The following is a 16,403-nucleotide window of genomic DNA, read 5'->3' on the forward strand; positions in this document are numbered from 1 at the left end:
TCTACCGGGGCGGGCAGACCACCCGGAAGGCCGTGGAGACGGCGCTGGAACGCCGGAGCATCCGGACGGTGGAAGCACTGATCGACCTGCGGATGGACCCGCAGGAGCCTTGCACTCTCCGTGCAGAGCAGATCGTCCGGGCAGCCCGGCTGGCCGCGAATACGACCCAAATGCTCCGGACCGACACGGCGTCGCTGGAAGTCCTGCGCACACAGACCGGCTGTGCAGTGCGGTTCACCATCGAGGGGCAGTCGTTTGTGACCCTGAGCGGCACGGTGCGGTTTGCCCAGCCGCTGGAGGTGGACTGGCTGCTGGCGTCGATGGCCAGACCGAACGGTGTGCGCTATCAGGGCCTTCTCACCCGCAGCACAGACTACCGCTGGATGGACGAGGACGGCGGCGGGCAGGAGAAAACACTGCTGTCCTTCCGACCTGCATCGGCCTGGAAGAGCAGCCGCTCGCCCAGCGCAGGCAGGGCGAAACAGGCGGCGGGGTCCAGCTGACGCAGGGCCGCAGCGAACCGCAGCGGGTCCACGGTGTTGCCCTGCACCATGTCGTAATGGGTGGGGATGGTGCAGGCCGCGCCCAGCCGGACGGCCAGCTGAGCGGCCTCCTCGGCTTCCAGATTGCCGATGCAGTTGCGCTGTGTGCGGAAGAAGTCCTGCCCGTTGATGGGGGCCAGCAGCAGGTCGGGGCGGGGAAGCGCCTGCAGCGTTTCGTACAGATGGGGCGTCAGGTAGGTGTCGCCCAGGTGCACGACCGTAAAGCCGCCGAAGGTGAGCTGATACCCCAGCGCCATGCCGGGGTCGCCCGCATCCAGAATGTGCTCCGGGTGGGCGGCGGAAAAGGCCCGGACGGTGACTCCGCCCAGCGGCAGGATGGAACCTTCCTGCACCGTTGTGATGCGGTCTGCCGGGATGCCGTATTCGGTGGCGAGGGCAGAGCACCCGGCGGGCAGAACGAACCGGGCAGCGGGATGCCGGGCCAGCCCGCGCAGGGTATCTTTTGCCATGTGGTCGGCGTGGCCGTGGGTGCAGAGCACGAGGTCTGCCCGCAGTGCCTCCGGCGCAAAGGGGGCCGGGTAGCAGCGGCGGGAGCCGCTGGGGCCGGTCAGGTCGCTGAGCACCGGGTCGATGCAGACGACGGTGTCCTCGTACTTGAAAATGAACCCGCACTGGCCGATAGCCCAAACGGCCAGCTGGCTGGCGGGGAGCCGGGTGGATGAAATTTCGTTGAGCAGGGCCTGCCCGCTGCGGTGCCAATGTTCCATGGTACTTCTCCTTTTTTGAAATCGACAGCTTGAGATTTTATTATAGAGGAGCGGACGGCAATTTGCAAGGAAAACAGAGCAGGCCCGCCCCAAAAAGAACATCCGGCAGGGCAGCATCTTGCAAAGAGGCGCGGCTTCGTGCTAGAATGAAAGCGCAATACAAAACGAGGGGGAACGAAGAATGAAGATGCAAACTGTGGCGGTGCTGGGAGCCGGTGCCGTGGGTTCGTATGTGATCTGGGGTCTGGCCGAGAAGCCGGGCATCCGGCTGGGGGTGCTGGCCGAGGGCGAACGCGCCGCGCGGCTGAAGGCAAACGGCATCGGCATCAACGGCAGGACCTACCGCCCGGAGGTCTGGGCACCGGAGGAGGCCCACGGGGTGGACTTTCTCGTGGTCTGCCTGAAATACGGTGCGCTGCCCGGCGCGATGGACAGCATCCGGAAGGCCGTGGGAGCGCACACGGTGGTCATGAGCCTGATGAACGGCGTGGACAGCGAGGAGCGCATCGCTGCTGAGGTGGGGGATGCGCATGTCATCCGCTCGCTCATCAAGGTGGCGTCTCATAAGGAGGCCGACGGCTTCCACTTTGACCCGGACGCCACGCTGGGCATCATCTTCGGCGAACAGGAGGCACCGTTCCAGAGCGAGCGGGTGCAGGCCATCGTGGAATTGTTCGAGGGGAGCGGCATCCACTACCGGGTCACGGAGCACATCCGGGAAGAGATGTGGGCCAAGTTCCGCCTGAACGTCTGCAACAACCTGCCACAGGCCATCCTGGGCGCGGGCGTGGGCTGCTACCGGGACAGCGTACACATGCAGGCCATCAGCGACGGTCTGCGCCGGGAGCTGGAGGCCATTGCAGCGGCCAAAGGCATCGACCTGCGCATCGCCGATGCCGCCGCCGGGCGGGGCAGTGCCGTGCCGCCCACGGCCCGATACTCCACATTGCAGGATCTGGACGCCGGACGCCACACCGAGATCGACATGTTCTCCGGTGCCCTGATGCGGATGGGTGCAGAGCTGGGCATCCCGACGCCTTACAACGAATACACCTACCACATGATCAAGGCGCTGGAAGAAAAGAACGATGGCCGGTTCGACTATACCGGCAGCGAGGCGGTCACCTGGGCAAAATAACGCAGACCGAAGCCCCCATCCCTGCGGTGCAGAGATGGGGGCTTCGTGCCGTTTAATCGAGGAAGAGCTTGTGCATGTGGTTCATGGGGCCGGAACCGCGGCCGAGGTCCAGCATGGCGGACAGACAGCCGGAAATGTATTCCTTGGCCCGCTCGACCGAGGTGTCGAGGTCATAGCCTTTGGCCAGATTGGAGGCGATGGCGCTGGACAGGGTGCAGCCGGTGCCGTGGGTGTTGGGGTTGTGGATGCGCTCTCCACGGAACCACTTCCCGCTGCCGTTCCGCCAGAGCAGGTCGTCGGCATCGTTGACCTTGTGCCCGCCCTTGCAGAGGACGGAACAGCCGTACTGCTCGCTGATCTTCCGGGCGGCGGCTTCCATCCCGGCGGCGTCGGTGATGACTAGGCCGGAAAGGATCTCGGCCTCCGGGATGTTGGGCGTGACGACCTCTGCCAGCGGGAGCAGCTGCTCCGTGAGGGCCTGCATGGCGTCGTCCCGCAGCAGCCGAGAGCCGGAGGTGGCCACCATCACCGGGTCCACCACGATGTGCTTTGCCTCATAGAAGCGCAGCCGCTCGGCGATGGTGCGGATGAGCGGTGCCGAGGAGACCATGCCGATCTTCACGGCGTCGGGGTAGATGTCGGGGAACACGGCGTCCAGCTGAGCGGCCAGAAACTCCGGCGTCGTCTCAAAGATGCCGGTCACACCGGTGGTGTTCTGTGCGGTCAGGGCCGTGATGGCACTCATGGCAAAGACGCCGTTGGCCGCCATGGTCTTGATGTCGGCCTGAATGCCGGCACCGCCACTGGAATCACTGCCCGCAATGGTCAATGCGGTTTTCATGAAATAAGACCTCTTTTCTGTAACATCAGGTGTCTGTGTTCAGTATACCATGCCGCGCGGAGAAAGAGAAGAGCTGCGCCGCTTTCTGCACAGAGATCCAATCTCTGCGGGCGGGGCGATTCTTGACAGGCGGGCGGCAGGGCGATATAGTAAGGAGGCATGGAACAAACAAACGATTTGTTTTTGGGAGGGAACTGAAATGAAAAAAATTTCGACCCTGTTCTGGACATTCCTGAAGATCGGCGCGTTTACCTTTGGCGGCGGCTATGCCATGGTCGCCCTGCTGGAGCACGAATTCGTCGAGGAAAAACAGTGGGTGTCCAGAGAGGAATTTCTGGATATGGTCGCCATCGCCGAGTCAACGCCCGGCCCCGTGGCGGTGAACAGCGCCACCTACATCGGCTATAAGATCGACGGCACCGCAGGAGCGGCAGCTTCCACGGTGGCCGTCTGCATCCCGTCCTTTGTGGTCATCTACTGCATCTCGCTGTTTTTTGACCGCTTTCTGAGCCTGACGGTGGTAGCCCATGCGTTCCGGGGCATCCAGGTCTGCGTCATCTACCTCATCCTCTCGGCGGGGCTGAAGATGCTGCGCCAGCTGGAACGGAATGCGTTCAACGTCTGCATCCTGGCGGCGGTCATCGCGGCCATGGTGGGCTGTTCGGTCGCGGCGGTGTCGTTTTCGTCCATCTACTACATCCTGCTCAGCGGGGCAGCGGGGGTGCTGCTCTATCTTGTGAAGAAAGCGGGTGCGGGAAGATGATCTATGTGCAGCTGTTCCTGAACTTTCTCATGATTGGGGCGCTCTCCTTTGGCGGCGGCTACGGGATGATCTCGCTGGTGCGGGAGACTGTGCTTTCGCATGGCTGGCTGACCGAGAGCGATTTTTTGAGCTTCATCGCAGTGTCGGAGTCCACCCCCGGCCCGCTGGCCGTCAACATGGCGACCTTCATCGGCTCCTCGCAAGGAGGGCTGCTGGGTGCGTTTTTCGCCACGCTGGGCGTGGTGCTGCCTTCGTTCGTCATCATTCTGCTCATCGCAGCGGTGCTGCAAAACCTGATGAAGTATGCGGGGGTGGAAGCGTTCCTCTCTGGGGTGCGGCCCTGCGTTGTGGCGATGATCCTGGCCACGGCCCTGACCATGGCGCTCTCCACGCTGGCGGGCTTCACGACCGTGGGCGGCGGGTTCTCCGTTTCGGCCCGGTCGGCGGCGGTGTTTGCCCTTTTGTGGGCGGTGCACTTCGCCTACAAAAAGGTAATAAAAAAAGCCCCCTCGCCGATCGGAATGATCGTTCTGGCGGCAGGGCTGGGCATCCTGTTCTGGGGCGTCTGACCCATTCGGGAGAAGTGTCAATAAAAAAACAGAATGCCGCCCCACAGGTGAGAGCCTGCAGGGCGGCATTCCGCTATTTGCAACGGAATCAGAACTTAGGCGGCAGTGGAAGAAGCAGCCACAGAGGAAGCAGCCTCGCTGGAAGCTGCCTCAGAAGAAGCTGCCTCAGAAGATGCAGCTTCAGAGGATGCGGCTTCGCTGGAAGCTGCCTCAGAGGAAGCAGAGACCGAAGCAACGGAAGAAGCCGCAGACTCTGCGGTAGAAGAAGCGGCAGTGGAAGAAGAGCCGCCGCAGGCAGTCATACCAACAGCCAGAACCAGAGCAGCAACGACAACAGCAACATTCTTGAGTTTCATATTCCAAAATCTCCTTACGATCTAAAAAATTCACAGCCAACCCCTCACAGGCGGGGTCGTTCTGCAAAATGATATTCTAGTCCGTTTGTCAAAAAAATCAAGGGCTTTTCGGCAAAGATTGCATTCACGAAGGAAAATCCACACATTTGTTAGAAATATTGCCCAAAAGTCAAGGCTTTTTTAGCAGACTGTCATTTTCACAAAATCTGCAAAACCAGGCAAAAGAAGGATGCACAAAAGCCGCTGCGCCAATGGTGCAGAAAAAAATTGAATGTCCGGTTTATGGGATGACATCAATGTATCATAAGAAGCAGAACAGGGAAGACCGTTCACCACATTCCTCTTTCCTGCATAGAACGGCGGGAAGGGGGAATGCGTTTTGAACGGGATCTTTTTTCTGTTGGCGACGGTCCTGTTGCTGCCAGCCTGCTGCACGACGGTGGGGGCGGCCGGTGTCTTTCTGATGCGGCCGACGCAGGAGCCGAAGACGCGGCGGATGCTCTGCGGCATGGCGGCGGGCATCATGCTGGCGGCCAGTGTGTGGAGCCTGCTGCTGCCGGCCATCCAGCGGGCGGAGGAAGGGCCGCTGCCTGCATGGCTCCCGCCCACGGCGGGGCTGGTCATCGGAGCAGTGGGCCTGCTGCGGCTGGAACAGGCGGCGGGGACGCTGCTGACAGGTGCCGGGGCCGGGCACTGCGGCCGGATGGTGCTGGCCGTGACCCTGCACAACCTGCCGGAAGGCATGGTGGTGGGTCTGGCGGCTGCGCTGGCGCTGTCCGGGGAGGTGGACGCCATGAGCGGCGCGCTGGCTCTGGCGCTGGGCATCGGGCTGCAGAACATTCCGGAGGGCGCAGCGGTCAGCCTGCCGCTGCTGCAAAACGGGGAGAGCCGGAAGCGGGCGTTCGGGGCAGGGCTGGCCTCCGGGCTGGTGGAGCCGCTGGGGGCGCTGCTGGCGCTGGCTCTGGCGGGCTGGGTGCAGGCCGCTCTGCCCTGGCTGATGAGCGCTGCCGCCGGGTGCATGGTCTGCGTGACGGCGCAGGAGATGATCCCCGAAGCCGTGGAGGCTGATGAGCCTGCCGGGGTCATCAGTGTGGTGCTGGGCTTTGCGCTGATGATGGCGCTGGATGTGGCATTGTGAGTGCGATGCACGAAAACTCCATCTTCCCGCAAACAAAAAACTCCCTCGTGAGAGGGAGCGGAAGGGTGCAGCTCAGGAGCCGGATTTTTCGATGTAGACGCTGGTGGAGGGGAAGGCGAAGTCCACGCCGTCGGCCTGCATGATGTCCATGATGTTCAGGTTCAGGTCGTTCTGCTCTTCGAGGAAGACGGCATAGGCGTTCGTCTGAAGATAGGCGGAAACCAGAATGTTGATGCTGGAATCGCCAAAGCTGGTCAGCCGGACGATGTTGCTGCCATTCTGGGTGTAGGGGCTTTCGTCCAGCATGGTCTTGAGGTCAGCCATCAGCTTTTCCAGCTGGGGGCGGGTGGTGTTGTAGGTGACGCCCAGCGTGAACCGATAGGGCCGCATGGTGCGCATCGCAGCGTTCTGCACCGTGGAAGAACAGATCTTGCTGTTGGTGACGATGCTGACCGTTTTGTCCATGGCGCGGATGCGGGTGGAGCGGAAGTTGATATCGATGACTTCGCCCTCGATCTCGCCCACGGTGATCCAGTCGCCCACCGAGAAGGGCTTGTCGAGCAGGATGACCAGACCGCCGAACAGGTTGCTGGCGCTCTCCTGTGCGGCCAGCGAAATGGTCAGACCGACAAGACCGGCACCGGCGACGATGCTGCCGATGGGAAAGCCGATGACCTGCGCGATGGTGGCAACGCCGAGCACGACCACCAGCACCTTGTAGGTCGTGTTCAGCAGGGCGAGCAGGGTCTTGTTGGAGCGGATCTCCAGGCTGCAGGAGGCTAGCAGCAGGTCAGCCACATCCGAGGCCTGATACAGACCCTCGCAGAACAGAAAGCTCATCACGACCTTGTAGGCCACGAGCAGGAATCTGGGCAGGCCGGTGATGGCCCACGGCAGGCTGGTCAGCGCAAGGTAGAGGCCGGTGAAGACGGCCATCCGTTCCAGCGGGCGCTCCAGACTGCGCAGCAGGATGGGGGTGGCGGCAAAATGCCAGCTGCGGGCCTGCAGGATGGGGAAGAGCTTCCTGCGCAGCAGCAGGGAGACCAGCGCCCCGGCGGCAAAGAGCAGCAGCGCACAGACACAGCGCGCCGCCAGGGCAAGCCAGCCTTCCAGATAGAGGGAACCAATCTCGAACGCGAGATCGCGGATGGAAAAGATCATGGCAAAAACTCCTCGGAAATAAAATATTACGCCCCAGTATACCATAAAGCGCGCGGAAAGGGCAACCGAAATTGGGGGTTGACAAGTGCAGCCCGGCGCGTTATACTCTGCCCAGAAAGTTCGTTTCAGGGCGGGGTGCGATTCCCCACTGGCGGTACAGCCCGCGACCACTCCCAAAGAGTGCTGACCCGGTGTGACTCCGGGGCCAACGGTATAGTCCGGATGCAAGAAACGGCAGACAAATCGAATTGTTTGCGCGCCCTGTTGCAGTGTTTGCTGCGGCAGGGCGCGTTTTTGGTTGTCTTCCCGGTTCCGGTACGGCGCGAAAAGGGCTTTCCAGTTCAATTGAGCGGGGCCATGCGCCCCACGGGAGGAAATTACCATGAAAAAAAACACGACCCACAACTTGACCGTAGCCGCCATGCTCAGCGCGGTGGCCTTCATCCTGATGTTCATCGAGTTCCCCATCCCGATGCTCATCCCGTCCTTCGTCAAGATGGACTTCTCCGATCTGCCTGCCCTGCTGGGTGCGTTTGCGCTGGGCCCGGTGTACGGCGCCGTCATCAGCTTCATGAAGAACCTGCTCCACATCGTCATCAAGGGCACCAGCACCGCGTGTGTCGGCGAGCTGTGCAACTTCATGCTTGGCGCGGTCTTCTCGGTCACGGCGGGCTGCATTTACAAGCACCGCAAGAGCCGCAAAACGGCCATCCTCGGTGCGCTGATCGGTGCAGCGGCCATGGCGGTGTTCAGTGTGCCGTCCAACTACTTCATCACCTATCCGGCCTATGTGCAGTTCTACCACATGCCGCTGGAAGCCATCCTCGGCATGTACCAGGCCATCCTGCCCTCGGCAGACAGCCTCATCAAGTGCCTCGTCATCTTCAACATGCCCTTCACGCTGGTCAAGGGCCTGCTGGATGCGGTGCTTTGCATGGTGATCTATAAGCCGCTGTCGCCCATCCTGCACGGCAGAAAGTAAAAAAAGGAAAAGACCCTCTCCGGCATTGCTTCGCAATGCCGGAGAGGGTCTTTTTAGGCTAAGGCTCCCTTTTCCAGCCACTTGCCGCGGGCAAGGCGGAAGAGGAAGAGCAGGCCGCGGATGCAGAGCTCACAGCACATGGAACCCCACACGCCCGCCAGCCCGAACCGGGGCGCAAAGAAGGAGGCCAGCGTCAGCCGGATGCCCCACATGCTGACGAGGTTCAGCACGAAGCAGGCGGTGCTGTCGCCCGCGCCCTGCATGGCACCGCTGGCCACGATGCTGGCCCCGAACATCGGTTCGGCAAAGGCTTCGATGCGCAGCACCCGCGCACCCAGCGCGATGACGGCGGCGTCGGCGGTGAAGATGCCCATCAGCGCCGGGGCAAACACCCACAGCCCCATGCCGGACAGCGCCATGATGCCGATGCCGATGCCGGTGCAGAGCCAGGCGAACCGCCTGGCCATGTCCTTCCGGTTGGCACCCACAGCCTGCCCGATGAGGGCGATGGCGGCATCCTGGATGCCGTAACCGGCCATGTAGCACAGCCCCTCGGCGCTGACACCGAGGCTGTTGGCGGCGATGGCCACCGTGCCCAGCCCCGATACGATGCGCACCAGCACCACCTGTGCCGAGGAGAGGGCTGCGCGCTCTGCAGCCAGCGGGGCACCCACCCGCCAGAGGTTGAGCAGGCAGGCGCGGGTGATCTTCCAGGAGCCGGGCTTCCGGATGCAGAGGGGGCCGTCCCGCAGCAGCAGGATGGCCAGCGCCAGCAGCCCGCCGATCACGTTGGAAAGGGCGGTGCCCAGCGCCGCACCCGGAACGCCCAGCCCGGCACCCCAGACGGTGACGCGGGTGCCGAAGAGGGTCAGCGTCCGGGTGGGGTTGATGAGGAAAAAGTTGAACACGACGTCCAGCCCGCAGACGAGGACGCTGATGAGGCCGGGCGTCAGGGCGTCGCCGGTGGCGCGGAGCATGGCGGCGTACATGCCCATGGCCATGGTGAAGGGGAGGGCGGCCGACCAGATGGCAAAGTAGGCGGAAGCGTTGGCCTGCAGCGAGAGGTCAGCGCCCAGCCAGCCGGGCAGAAAGCGGCTGATGCCGATGCCGAACCCTGCCGCCGCCAGACCCAGGATGAGGTTGAAGAGCATGGCCTGCCGCAGCACACCGCGTGCGTCGGCCTGGCGGTCGGCGCCGAGATACTGCGCGATCTGGATGGAAAAGGCAGTGTACAGCCCCACCAGGATGCCGTGGAGCAGCCAGGTGCTGGAACTGACGATGCCGATGGCGGCCGTGGCTTCGGCCCCGATGTGGCCCACCATGGCGGCGTCGATGTATTCCATGGCGGTGACGACCATCTGCTGCAAAATGGAAGGGACGCTCAGCGCCAGCACGACCTGCGCTGTTTCCCGCAAGGGGATGTCCTCCCCCCGGCGCATCCGGGAGGAGAGCTGTTCGAGTGAAAGTGTCATGGCTTCTCCTGTTCGCATAAAAAATGCCCCGCACAGGGGGACAGAGTATACCTATTATATAAGGAAGGACGAAAAATGTCAAACCGGCGTGTTTTGTGCGCAGGAGATTGATTTTTTCAGCCGGGCGTGATACACTTTCCTTACCTATGAGTGAAACAACAGGAGCGGCGCTGTGTGCGGCTCCGGGAAAGAGGAAAATCGTATGCTCCAACTGTTATCGGGCAGTCAGCGCACCGTGGACGCGCTGGGATTTTTGCTGGCTTTTGCGCTGACGGCGCTGATGGATTCGGTCTTCCGGGAGAAGCTCCCCCACGACCATGGCCGCGCGTTTGCGGTGAACGGCGAGCTTTCCAAAGGCAAGGCCCGCGGCTCCGGCCTCATCTTCGTGCTCTGCATCGCGCTGGTCACGCTGGCGGTGGTGCCGCTGCGCACCGAGTATATCATCTATACCGTGCTGCTCATCGCCTCCATGCTCTCCGGCTATTTTGACGATGCCTCCGAGGTGGCCTGGAACGAATACAAAAAAGGCCTCATCGACCTCGTCATCGCCATTGTGGCGGGTGTGACCTACCTGAACTTCAACAGCACCACCGTGAACTTTTTGCAGTGGAGCTTTGCCATCCCTTATCCACTCTACCTCGTGCTCATCGTCGTCCTCATCTGGGCCAGCATCAACGTGGTCAACTGCACCGACGGTGTGGACGGCCTGTCGGCCAGCCTGGCGGTGGTCAGCATCGGCACTTTCCTGCTGGCTTACGGCGAGGAACTGGGGGACTACAGCACCGCAGCCATCGTCTTCATCGGCGCACTGCTGGCCTATCTGTGGATGAATGCCAAGCCCTCCACCCTGCTGATGGGTGACGCGGGCAGCCGCGCCATGGGCTTCTTCCTCGCGGTGCTGGCGCTCAAGAGCAGCCACCCGTTCTCCTTCCTGCTGGCGGCGCTGGTCTTCATCGTGGACGGCAGCCTGGGCATCCTGAAGATCAGCTTCAAGCGGTTTTTACACATCAGCATCCTCAAACATACCCTGACCCCGCTGCATGACCATGTGCGCAAGCGGATGGGCTGGAGCGATGAGCAGGTGGTGGCCCGCTGGCTCATCCTGCAGGCGGTGGCTTCGGCCTGGCTTCTGCTGTTGACCCGGTAATCGACAAAAATAAAGGTCTGACTTTGTGCAACTTTACAAAACACGGAAATCTGCGCGGAAAAAGTTGTTGCAGTTTTCAGATTGAAAGCGAACGGAAAAAACGCTATACTTTAAGCATCGAAAGCAAAGGCGCTTGGTGAACACTCACCGAGCGCCTTTTTTTCGTACCCTGCAAAGGCAAGGAGGCTTTTGAGGGAGATGAAGTAGGGAAAGGCGGAATCTTCTGTGATCAAACTGGAACATGTGGATAAACAGTCATCTCCCAGTTTCCTCCTGTTTGCAATTCTGAAAAAACAGAACACGCCCGGTCAGGCTGAGACAGCCGCCGGGCGTGTTCTGTTTCTTTTTATAGCAATCCCATTTGAAAAGCACATTGGATCGCGTTCGGAAGAGCATCCAGCGTTCATGCCTTGAATTTACGCAGGAAAAGCACCTCTCCACTGCATGAAATCATTGAGATACCGCTGCTTTATCTTCTGGCCACGATCTTCTGAGCGCCGCATAGGAAATAAGGAAGTTTGCAAGCCAACCTGCCGGGACTGCAAGCCAAACAAAGGCAATGCCAAAACGCGGTGCACAAATCAAAGCAACAGACAAGCGGATTGCAAGGTTTACCATATTTGCAATAAGAAACGGCCGCATGATCCCAAGTCCGCGAAGAACGCCATCCGTTGCCATCTTGATGCCCATGAAGATGAAAAAGTAACCAAGCCATCTCATATAATCACCGGACACCTGATAGGCCAACGCGGTTCCGTCTTTTCCCAAGAACAACGAGGAAATCTGTGTGTGCAGTGTTTCAATGACCACGAAAGCAAGAACGGCAAAGCATAGATCCAACGCCAGTGCAGCATGATAACCTTTTTTGATACGCTCAATTTTCTTTGCGCCAAGATTCTGGGATACAAACGGCGAAACTGCATTGCCGATGGATACGAAGATCAGCGAAAAAACATTTTCTACCCGCATCGTTGCCGCATACCCGGCAAGTGCCTGTGTGCCGAAGGGATTTACCACTGCCTGCACGATCATCATACCGATAGACACTGTGGACTGCTGCAAAACCGATGGTACCGCAATGCGAAGCATGGAATACAGCTCCTGCCGGTCGAACCTGCGAAAGGAGCTCTTGTATTGCCGCATCCGAGACAGAAAGATCAAAAACGAAAACACGGCAGAAATTCCTTGTGCGATCAAGGTCGCAAGGGCTGCACCAAACACCCCCAGACCAAGGCCAGCCACCATCCAGAGATCCATAAAAATATTCAGGATCGATGAGAATATCAGCAGTCCCAACGGAATTTTGGATTCACCGATGGAAGTGAACATGGTGGAAAGAATGTTGTACATGAATAGAAACGGGAAACCCACAAAGTAGACACGCAGATACAATGCTGCTTCTTCCAATATATCGGCAGGGGTCTGTAATCCGCTCATCATGAAATGGGAAAAGCAAAAGCCAAAGACACCAAGGACAACGCTTAAGATCAAAAAGCTGATCAGGGACGTTGACACAATGGTTTTCATTCTACCATAATTTCTTGCACCAAAATAGCGGCTTACAAGCACACCTGCGCCCACACCAGCACCAAGCGCCACACAAATAAAAACATTGGTCAGTGCAGCACAAGCACCAACAGCCGCAAGTGCCGAGGAGCCAACAAATTGACCAACTATTATGGAATCGGCCATATTGTATACTTGTTGAAAAAAGCTGCCAAGGATCATCGGCATCGCAAAAACAGTCAGCGCTTTCAGGGGTGGATCTGTGATCAAATATTCATCTTTCGACATGATTACATTCCTTCAAAAAATCGTTTATCGCAAATTTTATCGCAAGTCAAGAAATGAGCGCAACATTCAAACGGCATCTTTGCGATATGCAGTTTGCGGGTGTTGTTTGTGCATTAAAAACGCAAACTGCTATAAAAAGTTGAATTGCTATCGTTTGTTACAGCGTTTTTTCTGCGGCATCCACCACATGGCCGACCAGCACGGAGGTGGTCACGGTGCCCACGCCGCCGGGTACCGGGGTAATGGCCTCGACGAGGGGTTCTGCCTCGTCAAAGCGGACGTCGCCGCAGAGCTTGCCCTCTGCGTTGACGTGGATGCCCACATCGACCACGACCTGGCCTTCGCGCAGGCAGTCGCTGCCGATGAAGCCCTGCCGCCCCATGGCAACGACCACGATGTCGGCCTCTTTGCAGAGGGCGGGCAAGGCCTGGGTGCGGGAATTGCAGAGCGTCACCGTGGCGTTTTCCCGGTCCAGCATCATGGCGGCGGGCTTGCCGACCACGAGGCTGCGGCCCACGACCACGGCCCGCCGGCCGGAGAGCGGCACCTGATAATACTTCAGGATCTCCAGACAGGCCTGTGCGGTGCAGGGCGGGTAGCCGATGGCGGTGTTGGTGAACACACCGGCCAGCGAACCGTCCGTGATGCCGTCGATGTCCTTTTCCGGAGCCAGCGCCGCGCGGACGGCGCGGTCATCGAACTGCTTGGGTAGAGGGCGGAAGAGTAGACAGCCGTGGATGGACGGGTCTGCGTTGATCTTCCGGATGACCTCCAGAAGCGCGTCCTGCGCAGCATCTTCGGGCAGAAGGAACTGCTTTACGGCGACGCCCACCTTGCCGCAGCGGGTCAGGACACCTTTTTCGTAGGAAAGGTCGTCCGGGCGGGCACCCACGCGCACCACGGCCAGCGTGGGCACGATGCCCTTTTCCTGCATTGCAGCACAGCGGGCGGCATTTGCTTCGTTCATGGCGGCCACAACGGGCGCGCCCTTCAAAATCGTTGCCATCAGAATTACCCCCTCAATGAATGTGTGAGTTTCTCGTAGATCTGGTCGGCCTGCGGCACAAACTCCGCCAGCATGGCGTCAGCCTGTGCATTCAGGGCGGCGGCGTGGGCTTTGTCGGCCATCAGCCGGGTGTTGATGGAGACGTTGAGCCCGGCGGCCTGCAGGGCGGCTTTGCAGAACAGTGCGGCGCACCCGGCATCCGATACGGCCATCACACTGCCCTTTTCGGCGTATTCCGCCGCCAGCGCAATGCCCTCACAGCAGGCGGACATGATCTCCAGCGGCACAGCACAGGCCCCTTCCAGCGCGGTCTCCAGCACAGCGGCTTTGTGGGCCTGCTGCTCCGGGGTCTCTTTGGGCAGCTTGTAGGCTGCGGCCAGCGGTGCAAAGGCGTCGGCGTCGGCCTGCACCAGCCCTTCTAGCCGCTTGCGGAGGGCGGCGGCACGGCGGTTCAGGATGAGGATGTCCGCCTCCACGGCGGCATATTTTTTCTTGCCGACGGTCAGGCTGCCGACCATATTGCCAAGGGCGGCTCCGGCGGCACCCACCAGAGCTGCGGCTCCGCCGCCGCCCGGTGTCGGGGCGTTGCCGGCAAGGTCTTCTAAAAACGCTTCACAGCTCAAATTCATCAATTCCACGATAGATCCCCTCCTCTGTTACAAATCCGTCCAGCCGCTGGTCGTGCACGTCCACAGCGGCCTGCTCCACCCGCTGCACCTCAAAGGCAGCGCCAAGCAGTACGGCGTTCCGGCAGCGGGGCAGGTAGCGGTCATAGTAGCCTTTTCCCATCCCGACGCGGCGGCAGGCGGCATCAAAGGCCGTGCAGGGCACCAGCACCATGTCGAGCGCTTCGGGCGGGAGCAGCTGCGCCCGCTCTGGGATGGGGGTCCGGATGCCGTATGCACCTACCTCCCAGCCGTCCGGGCCGGGCACAGCGGCCGTCAGGGTGAAGCCCGCGCCGCAGATGGGATAGGCGACGGTCTTGCCTTGCTGCACGGCCTCCGCCAGCAGAGCGGACAGGTCTGCCTCCCCGCCGAAGGCGGCATAGGCAAGGAGCGTCCGGGCGTTCTGAAAGCAGTGCAGTGCTGCGATGCGGCGGCACAGCGCGGCGTCTGCGGCAGAACGTGCGGCGGCGGAAAGCGCCCGCCGTGCGGCAATGCCCGCTTTGCGCTGGGCTGCTTTTTGCAGGGAATGATCCATCTGCGGTTTCCTCCCTCGTTTCCGTCGGAGTTTGTGCAGGCTGATTCTGAAAAGCTGCACAAACGCGGGAACGGATTTTTATACAGATATAATAAACGCTGGCCGCAAAAAAAGCAAGGGTTTAGGCGAAAATATGGTTGCGCATGGGGGCTGATTTTGTTATCATAAAGAGGAGGGGAGCAAGGCTCACTTCGGAGCCGCTCTGCCCGGAACGATCTGTCAGAGAGGGGTAGTAAAAATGTACGATGAAATGATGGACACCATCGGTCTGGTGGGCAAGGCTGACCCGGAGCTGGCTGCGGCGATGGGCCGCGAGCTGACCCGCCAGCGGGAGAACATCGAGCTGATCGCCAGCGAGAACATCGTTTCGCCTGCCGTGATGGCTGCAATGGGCACGGTGCTGACCAACAAGTATGCCGAGGGTCTGCCGGGCAAGCGCTATTACGGCGGCTGTGCCTATGTGGATGAGGTGGAGAATATCGCCATTCAGCGCGCCTGCAAGCTGTTCGGGGCCAAGTATGCCAACGTGCAGCCGCACTCCGGCGCACAGGCCAACCTGGCCGTCTACTTTGCACTGCTGGACGTCGGCGATACCGTCATGGGCATGGACCTGTCGCAGGGCGGCCACCTGACCCACGGCTCGCCGGTGAACATGTCCGGCAAGAACTACCACTTCGTTTCCTACGGCGTCAACGAGGACGGCGTCATCGACTATGCGGCGCTGGAAAAGCAGGTCAGAACGGTGCGCCCGAAGCTCATCGTGGCGGGCGCGTCGGCTTACCCCCGCGCCATCGACTTTGAAAAGCTGGCCGAGATCGCCCACGGCTATGGCGCTTACCTGATGGTCGATATGGCCCACATCGCCGGTCTGGTGGCGGGCGGCTATCACCAGAGCCCGGTGCCCTATGCAGACGTTGTGACCACCACGACCCACAAGACCCTGCGCGGCCCGCGCGGCGGCCTGATCCTGACCAACAACGCGGTGCTGGCCAAGCGGATCAATTCCGCCGTCTTCCCCGGCACCCAGGGCGGCCCGCTGGAGCATGTCATTGCGGCAAAGGCCGTCTGCTTCGGGGAGGCACTGAAGCCGGAATTCAAGGAATATGCGCGCAAGATCGTGGAGAATGCACAGGCCATGGCGGCTGAGCTGCAGGCCCGCGGCGTGAAGCTGGTGTCCGGCGGCACCGACAACCACCTGATGCTCCTCGACCTGCGGGAGGAGGAGTGCACCGGCAAGGAGCTGGAAGCCCGCCTCGACAGTGTGCACATCACGGCCAACAAGAACACCGTGCCCGGCGAGACCCGCAGCCCCTTCGTGACCTCCGGCGTCCGTCTGGGCACCCCTGCCGTCACGACGCGCGGCATGGGCCCGGCAGAGATGAAGATCATCGCCGACTGCATTGCCGACTGCATCTGGCACTATGACGAGAAGCGGGACGACATCTCCGCCCGCGTTCTGGCGCTCACCAAGGCGTTCCCCCTGTACGAATAAGAACGGTCAAATTTCCGGCACCTGCTGCACATTCTGCGGCGGGTGCTTTTTGCGCTTGACAAAAGGCGCGCAGG

General features: G+C 60.8%; 17 protein-coding genes and 1 riboswitch. Of the genes, 8 read left to right on the plus strand and 9 right to left on the minus strand.

What is annotated here, in order from left to right; translation table 11 throughout:
* Nucleotides 1–373 precede the first annotated feature (373 nt).
* Nucleotides 374–1,270 carry an MBL fold metallo-hydrolase gene (locus I5P96_RS04890; RefSeq protein WP_223383432.1) on the minus strand — a complete coding sequence of 299 codons (897 nt, stop codon included), beginning with the start codon at nt 1,268–1,270 and terminating at the stop codon, nt 374–376.
* A 181-nt stretch (nt 1,271–1,451) separates the two neighbouring features.
* On the opposite strand from I5P96_RS04890, the gene I5P96_RS04895 reads away from it, so the two are divergent.
* Nucleotides 1,452–2,408: a ketopantoate reductase family protein gene (locus tag I5P96_RS04895; protein ID WP_223383433.1), complete on the plus strand. Its 957-nt coding sequence runs from the start codon at nt 1,452–1,454 to the stop codon at nt 2,406–2,408.
* Between the two features lie 52 nt (nt 2,409–2,460).
* Here the strand turns inward: I5P96_RS04895 and thiD are convergent, their stop codons facing one another.
* A complete protein-coding gene (gene thiD / locus I5P96_RS04900; protein ID WP_223383434.1) occupies nt 2,461–3,249 on the minus strand; it encodes a bifunctional hydroxymethylpyrimidine kinase/phosphomethylpyrimidine kinase in 789 nt (262 codons plus the stop codon).
* Between the two features lie 199 nt (nt 3,250–3,448).
* Between thiD and I5P96_RS04905 the strand changes: the two genes are divergently transcribed.
* Together I5P96_RS04905 and I5P96_RS04910 are read left to right on the plus strand one after the other, a co-directional pair.
* A complete protein-coding gene (locus I5P96_RS04905; RefSeq protein ID WP_118552654.1) occupies nt 3,449–4,012 on the plus strand; it encodes a chromate transporter in 564 nt (187 codons plus the stop codon).
* Entirely contained in the window at nt 4,009–4,581 is a 573-nt protein-coding gene (locus I5P96_RS04910; protein WP_223383435.1) for a chromate transporter, read from the plus strand. Before I5P96_RS04905 ends, I5P96_RS04910 begins: the two co-directional genes overlap by 4 nt.
* Before the next feature lie 95 nt (nt 4,582–4,676).
* On the opposite strand, the gene I5P96_RS04915 is transcribed toward I5P96_RS04910, so the two are convergent.
* The gene (locus tag I5P96_RS04915) at nt 4,677–4,937 is read right to left on the minus strand and encodes a hypothetical protein (protein WP_118552652.1); all 261 of its coding nucleotides are present in this window, start codon (nt 4,935–4,937) and stop codon (nt 4,677–4,679) included.
* A gap of 508 nt (nt 4,938–5,445) precedes the next feature.
* On the opposite strand from I5P96_RS04915, the gene I5P96_RS04920 reads away from it, so the two are divergent.
* Nucleotides 5,446–6,075 carry a ZIP family metal transporter gene (locus I5P96_RS04920; protein WP_118552781.1) on the plus strand — a complete coding sequence of 210 codons (630 nt, stop codon included), beginning with the start codon at nt 5,446–5,448 and terminating at the stop codon, nt 6,073–6,075.
* A 72-nt stretch (nt 6,076–6,147) separates the two neighbouring features.
* On the opposite strand, the gene I5P96_RS04925 is transcribed toward I5P96_RS04920, so the two are convergent.
* Entirely contained in the window at nt 6,148–7,236 is a 1,089-nt protein-coding gene (locus tag I5P96_RS04925; protein WP_118552651.1) for a mechanosensitive ion channel family protein, read from the minus strand.
* A gap of 117 nt (nt 7,237–7,353) precedes the next feature.
* Nucleotides 7,354–7,474: riboswitch (FMN riboswitch) on the plus strand.
* Nucleotides 7,475–7,618: 144 nt separating this feature from the next.
* Between I5P96_RS04925 and I5P96_RS04930 the strand changes: the two genes are divergently transcribed.
* Nucleotides 7,619–8,218: an ECF transporter S component gene (locus I5P96_RS04930; protein ID WP_112145826.1), complete on the plus strand. Its 600-nt coding sequence runs from the start codon at nt 7,619–7,621 to the stop codon at nt 8,216–8,218.
* A gap of 53 nt (nt 8,219–8,271) precedes the next feature.
* On the opposite strand, the gene I5P96_RS04935 is transcribed toward I5P96_RS04930, so the two are convergent.
* Complete coding sequence (locus I5P96_RS04935) at nt 8,272–9,690, minus strand: MATE family efflux transporter (RefSeq protein ID WP_223383436.1); 1,419 nt, start codon at nt 9,688–9,690, stop codon at nt 8,272–8,274.
* A gap of 202 nt (nt 9,691–9,892) precedes the next feature.
* Between I5P96_RS04935 and I5P96_RS04940 the strand changes: the two genes are divergently transcribed.
* Together I5P96_RS04940 and I5P96_RS04945 are read left to right on the plus strand one after the other, a co-directional pair.
* On the plus strand, nt 9,893–10,837 hold the full coding sequence (locus I5P96_RS04940) for a phospho-N-acetylmuramoyl-pentapeptide-transferase (RefSeq protein ID WP_097793212.1): 945 nt from the start codon (nt 9,893–9,895) through the stop codon (nt 10,835–10,837).
* 225 nt (nt 10,838–11,062) lie between these two features.
* Nucleotides 11,063–11,251, plus strand: a complete 189-nt coding sequence (locus tag I5P96_RS04945) for a hypothetical protein (RefSeq protein ID WP_223383437.1) — start codon at nt 11,063–11,065, stop codon at nt 11,249–11,251.
* Between the two features lie 36 nt (nt 11,252–11,287).
* Here I5P96_RS04945 and I5P96_RS04950 read toward each other — a convergent pair whose 3' ends face one another.
* The 4 genes from I5P96_RS04950 to I5P96_RS04965 form a co-directional block, all read right to left on the minus strand.
* Nucleotides 11,288–12,631: an MATE family efflux transporter gene (locus I5P96_RS04950; RefSeq protein WP_223383438.1), complete on the minus strand. Its 1,344-nt coding sequence runs from the start codon at nt 12,629–12,631 to the stop codon at nt 11,288–11,290.
* 157 nt (nt 12,632–12,788) lie between these two features.
* On the minus strand, nt 12,789–13,637 hold the full coding sequence (locus I5P96_RS04955; protein ID WP_223383439.1) for a bifunctional 5,10-methylenetetrahydrofolate dehydrogenase/5,10-methenyltetrahydrofolate cyclohydrolase: 849 nt from the start codon (nt 13,635–13,637) through the stop codon (nt 12,789–12,791).
* A 5-nt stretch (nt 13,638–13,642) separates the two neighbouring features.
* Nucleotides 13,643–14,275, minus strand: coding sequence for a cyclodeaminase/cyclohydrolase family protein (locus tag I5P96_RS04960; RefSeq protein ID WP_411703470.1), 633 nt, complete (start codon nt 14,273–14,275; stop codon nt 13,643–13,645).
* Nucleotides 14,250–14,837, minus strand: a complete 588-nt coding sequence (locus tag I5P96_RS04965) for a 5-formyltetrahydrofolate cyclo-ligase (protein ID WP_223383440.1) — start codon at nt 14,835–14,837, stop codon at nt 14,250–14,252. Before I5P96_RS04965 ends, I5P96_RS04960 begins: the two co-directional genes overlap by 26 nt.
* 238 nt (nt 14,838–15,075) lie before the next feature.
* Here I5P96_RS04965 and glyA point away from each other — a divergent pair, with 238 nt between their 5' ends.
* Nucleotides 15,076–16,329 carry a serine hydroxymethyltransferase gene (gene glyA, locus I5P96_RS04970; RefSeq protein ID WP_223383441.1) on the plus strand — a complete coding sequence of 418 codons (1,254 nt, stop codon included), beginning with the start codon at nt 15,076–15,078 and terminating at the stop codon, nt 16,327–16,329.
* Nucleotides 16,330–16,403: the final 74 nt, after the last annotated feature.

The sequence above is a fragment of the Faecalibacterium prausnitzii genome, assembly GCF_019967995.1.
GTDB classification, from domain to species: domain Bacteria; phylum Bacillota; class Clostridia; order Oscillospirales; family Ruminococcaceae; genus Faecalibacterium; species Faecalibacterium prausnitzii_E.

Bases quoted from the DNA above. Each gene is read 5' to 3' on its own strand.
- I5P96_RS04890 (WP_223383432.1), bottom strand. From the start codon at position 1,270: ATGGAACATTGGCACCGCAGCGGGCAGGCCCTGCTCAACGAAATTTCA.
- I5P96_RS04895 (WP_223383433.1), top strand. From the start codon at position 1,452: ATGAAGATGCAAACTGTGGCGGTGCTGGGAGCCGGTGCCGTGGGTTCG.
- thiD (WP_223383434.1), bottom strand. From the start codon at position 3,249: ATGAAAACCGCATTGACCATTGCGGGCAGTGATTCCAGTGGCGGTGCC.
- I5P96_RS04905 (WP_118552654.1), top strand. From the start codon at position 3,449: ATGAAAAAAATTTCGACCCTGTTCTGGACATTCCTGAAGATCGGCGCG.
- I5P96_RS04910 (WP_223383435.1), top strand. From the start codon at position 4,009: ATGATCTATGTGCAGCTGTTCCTGAACTTTCTCATGATTGGGGCGCTC.
- I5P96_RS04915 (WP_118552652.1), bottom strand. From the start codon at position 4,937: ATGAAACTCAAGAATGTTGCTGTTGTCGTTGCTGCTCTGGTTCTGGCT.
- I5P96_RS04920 (WP_118552781.1), top strand. From the start codon at position 5,446: ATGGCGGCGGGCATCATGCTGGCGGCCAGTGTGTGGAGCCTGCTGCTG.
- I5P96_RS04925 (WP_118552651.1), bottom strand. From the start codon at position 7,236: ATGATCTTTTCCATCCGCGATCTCGCGTTCGAGATTGGTTCCCTCTAT.
- I5P96_RS04930 (WP_112145826.1), top strand. From the start codon at position 7,619: ATGAAAAAAAACACGACCCACAACTTGACCGTAGCCGCCATGCTCAGC.
- I5P96_RS04935 (WP_223383436.1), bottom strand. From the start codon at position 9,690: ATGACACTTTCACTCGAACAGCTCTCCTCCCGGATGCGCCGGGGGGAG.
- I5P96_RS04940 (WP_097793212.1), top strand. From the start codon at position 9,893: ATGCTCCAACTGTTATCGGGCAGTCAGCGCACCGTGGACGCGCTGGGA.
- I5P96_RS04950 (WP_223383438.1), bottom strand. From the start codon at position 12,631: ATGTCGAAAGATGAATATTTGATCACAGATCCACCCCTGAAAGCGCTG.
- I5P96_RS04955 (WP_223383439.1), bottom strand. From the start codon at position 13,637: ATGGCAACGATTTTGAAGGGCGCGCCCGTTGTGGCCGCCATGAACGAA.
- I5P96_RS04965 (WP_223383440.1), bottom strand. From the start codon at position 14,837: ATGGATCATTCCCTGCAAAAAGCAGCCCAGCGCAAAGCGGGCATTGCC.
- glyA (WP_223383441.1), top strand. From the start codon at position 15,076: ATGTACGATGAAATGATGGACACCATCGGTCTGGTGGGCAAGGCTGAC.